The organism is Henriciella sp. (assembly GCF_049649345.1).
Classification (GTDB): Bacteria; Pseudomonadota; Alphaproteobacteria; order Caulobacterales; family Hyphomonadaceae; genus Henriciella.
Genome location: NZ_JBARZC010000406.1, coordinates 1 through 2,938, shown reverse-complemented (window position 1 = coordinate 2,938; position 2,938 = coordinate 1). Strand labels below are relative to the sequence as shown.

General features: G+C 61.4%; 5 protein-coding genes. 3 read left to right on the top strand and 2 right to left on the bottom strand.

Annotation, left to right across the window (positions count from 1 at the left end):
• The coding region (locus tag WA989_RS11290) for a thiamine phosphate synthase (RefSeq protein WP_424340603.1) at nt 1-416 on the top strand (416 nt) is incomplete at its 5' end.
• A 127-nt stretch (nt 417-543) separates the two neighbouring features.
• Here WA989_RS11290 and WA989_RS11285 read toward each other — a convergent pair.
• Complete coding sequence (locus WA989_RS11285; RefSeq protein ID WP_424340602.1) at nt 544-810, bottom strand: DUF4282 domain-containing protein; 267 nt, start codon at nt 808-810, stop codon at nt 544-546.
• Between the two features lie 145 nt (nt 811-955).
• Here WA989_RS11285 and efp point away from each other — a divergent pair, with 145 nt between their 5' ends.
• Both efp and WA989_RS11275 read left to right on the top strand, forming a co-directional pair.
• Complete coding sequence (gene efp / locus WA989_RS11280; RefSeq protein ID WP_424340601.1) at nt 956-1,522, top strand: elongation factor P; 567 nt, start codon at nt 956-958, stop codon at nt 1,520-1,522.
• An 8-nt stretch (nt 1,523-1,530) separates the two neighbouring features.
• Nucleotides 1,531-2,343, top strand: a complete 813-nt coding sequence (locus WA989_RS11275; RefSeq protein ID WP_424340600.1) for an inositol monophosphatase family protein — start codon at nt 1,531-1,533, stop codon at nt 2,341-2,343.
• Nucleotides 2,344-2,485: 142 nt separating this feature from the next.
• Here the strand turns inward: WA989_RS11275 and WA989_RS11270 are convergent.
• A partial coding sequence (locus tag WA989_RS11270) for an ATP-binding cassette domain-containing protein (RefSeq protein ID WP_424340599.1) occupies nt 2,486-2,938 on the bottom strand: 453 nt, incomplete at its 5' end.

Here is a 2,938-nt window from a genome sequence, read left to right as displayed (position 1 = left end):
GGGTCGGCGCGGACGGTGTGCACCTCGGCGCGATGGACATGCGCGTGAAAGAGGCCCGCAAACAGCTCGGCAAGGACCTGATCATCGGCGCGACGGCGAAGAATTCCCGTCATGTGGCGATGGAAGCCGGCGAGCAGGGCGCAGACTATGTCGCCTTCGGCGCCTTCTTCCCGACAGAAACCAAGGCCGACACCGTGCCGGCCGAGCCAGAGCTTCTCGAATGGTGGCAGGCCGTGATGGAGCTGCCCTGTGTGGCGATTGGCGGTATCACGGCTGATCGGGCGAAGGATATTTCGCTGGCAGGGGCAGACTTTGTGGCGGTGAGCTCAGCGGTCTGGTCACATGAAGCGGGGCCGAAAGCGGCCGTTGAGGCGTTCAATGCGGCGCTCGATCAGGCGGCGGAAGCATTTTCCTGAGCGCCACTTTGTGATCCCGGGCGAACAAAGTGAGACCCGGCACCAAGGGATGTGCGCCGTTCTGGATCCCGGATAAAGCCTGACGGCTTTTCCGGGATGACGGGACTGGTCGCGTTAGGGTGGGTGTTTAAACCTTCGGCTTGTCCATCCGCAGCACGGCCAGCACAAACTCCGACGCCACGCGCAGAATGAGCAGGCGCAGGATCACGGCGATCGGCGTCCAGATCACGCCCCAGAGCGCTTCGTCCCAGTCATTGTCGAACCAGGTGATCCAGTGCCAGAGCGAGCGCAGGCCCCAGAAGATGATGAGGATGATGCCGACATAGAAAAGGAACTTGGTCAGCACCTCGCCCATTGGCTTTTCAAAGCTCAGAAAGTTCGAGATCATGTTCATTGGCTGCCCCTTGGCTTGCATCGCGCCCGGTAAGCCCTGAAATAAACTGAATATTCAGCGTGTGTCCATATCAGCAGCGCGCGGCTGCTTGACCGGACCCCATCCCCCGGCTAGGCCCGCGCCCACAGGATATAGGAGCCTCTCCATGGCCAAGATCAATGGAAACGAAATCAAGCCAGGCAATGTTATCGAGCATCAGGGTTCGATCTGGCGCGCTGTAAAGACCAATTCGGTCAAGCCCGGCAAGGGCGGGGCCTTCAACCAGGTCGAACTGCGCAACCTCCTCAATGGCTCGAAACTGAATGAGCGGTTCCGCTCTTCGGAGACTGTCGAGAAGGTCCGTCTCGAGCAGAAAGACTATCAGTATCTCTACGATGCCGGCGAGGCGCATGCATTCATGGATCAGGAGACCTTTGAGCAGATCGAGATCCAGAAGGATTTCATCGGCGAGCAGGAAGTCTTCCTGCAGAGCGAAATGGTCGTCGTCATCGAATTCTATGAGGAAAAGCCGATCGGTATCTCCCTGCCGGACCAGGTGATCCTGACGATTGAAGAGACAGAGCCTGTCGTCAAAGGCCAGACAGCGGCCAACAGCTTCAAGCCAGCGACCTGCGAGAATGGCATCCGCGTCATGGTCCCGCCTTTCGTCGGCCAAGGCGAGCGCATTGTCGTCCAGACCTCCGATACGACCTACCTCAAACGCGCCGACTAGGAACAGACATGTCCAAACCCTCCCCCGTTGGAACCGTGATGATCAATGCTGCCCGTCTGGCGGGCCGCTCGCTCGCGCGTGATTTCGGGGAGGTGGAGCATCTGCAGATCTCCAAGAAGGGGCCGGCGGACTTTGTTTCCAACGCCGACCACCGCGCCGAGGACATCATCTATGACAGCCTGTCAAAGGCCCGGCCCGGCTATGGCTTCGTCATGGAAGAGCGCGGCATTGTCGAAGGGACGGACAAGTCCAACCGCTTCATTGTCGACCCGCTCGACGGCACGCTGAATTTCCTGCATGGCCAGCCGCACTATGCGGTCTCCATCGGTCTGGAGCGCGAGGGCAAGCTGCTGACAGGCGTGGTCTATGACGTCGCCAAGAATGAGATTTTCTGGGCCGAGACCGGCCGCGGCGCCTGGCTCGACCAGCGCAAGCTGATCGTTGCGGGCCGCAAGCGGATGGAAGAAGCCGTGTTCGCGACGGGCACGCCCTGGATCGGCAAGGGCGAAGCGGCCCACCGCCAGTTTTCCGTGGAAATCGCGGCGATGACTCCGGTCACAGCCGGCATCCGGCGCTATGGCTCTGCCGCGCTGGACCTTGCCTATGTGGCCGCTGGCCGATTTGACGGCTTCTGGGAGCGGGGCCTCAAAATCTGGGACATCGCAGCCGGTATCGTGCTGGTGCGCGAGGCGGGCGGCTTCGTCGAGGAAATCGATGGCGGCGATGTGCAGACCACAGGCAATATTGTTGCGGCGAACGAGCCGCTGCTGCCGAAGCTGAAAGAGCGAATCCGCAAGTCGAAGGCTTTCGGGGACAATTGAGCTTCGGCCGGGCGATTACCGACCTTGATAAAAGGCCGCCATGGTGAGCGAAGTCGAACCACAGGCCACTGGCAAAACTCCAAAAACTAGTGGGTCTCTCCCTCTGAAGGCCCCGGCCTCCGCCGGGGAAATCGGCGTGGGCCTACTCCGCCGCCTGAGCGGCGAACTGCATCTCCGCCAGTCGAGCATAAAGCCCGCCTTTCGAGACCAGCGCCTCATGGCTGCCCTGTTCGACGATCTTTCCTTCATCCATCACGACGATGCGATCGGCGCGGCGGATGGTGGAGAGGCGGTGGGCGATGACGAGCGTGGAGCGGCCTTCAGCGGCTGTCGCGATGGCTTTCTGGACGAGGCCTTCGCTTTCGCTGTCGAGGGCGGAGGTCGCCTCATCAAGCAGCAGGATCGGGGCCTGGCGCACAAGCGCGCGGGCAAGCGCGACGCGCTGGCGCTGACCGCCTGAGAGCGAGCGGCCCTTCTGGCCGATATGCGCATTGAGGCCGCCCTTGTCTTCGAGGAAGCGCCATGCCTCGGCCATGCTTGCGGCGTTGATGATATCCTCATCGCCGACAGCGCCGATTGCGCCAAATGCGATGTT

Bases quoted from the DNA above. Each gene is read 5' to 3' on its own strand.
- WA989_RS11275 (WP_424340600.1), top strand. From the start codon at position 1,531: ATGTCCAAACCCTCCCCCGTTGGAACCGTGATGATCAATGCTGCCCGT.
- efp (WP_424340601.1), top strand. From the start codon at position 956: ATGGCCAAGATCAATGGAAACGAAATCAAGCCAGGCAATGTTATCGAG.
- WA989_RS11285 (WP_424340602.1), bottom strand. From the start codon at position 810: ATGAACATGATCTCGAACTTTCTGAGCTTTGAAAAGCCAATGGGCGAG.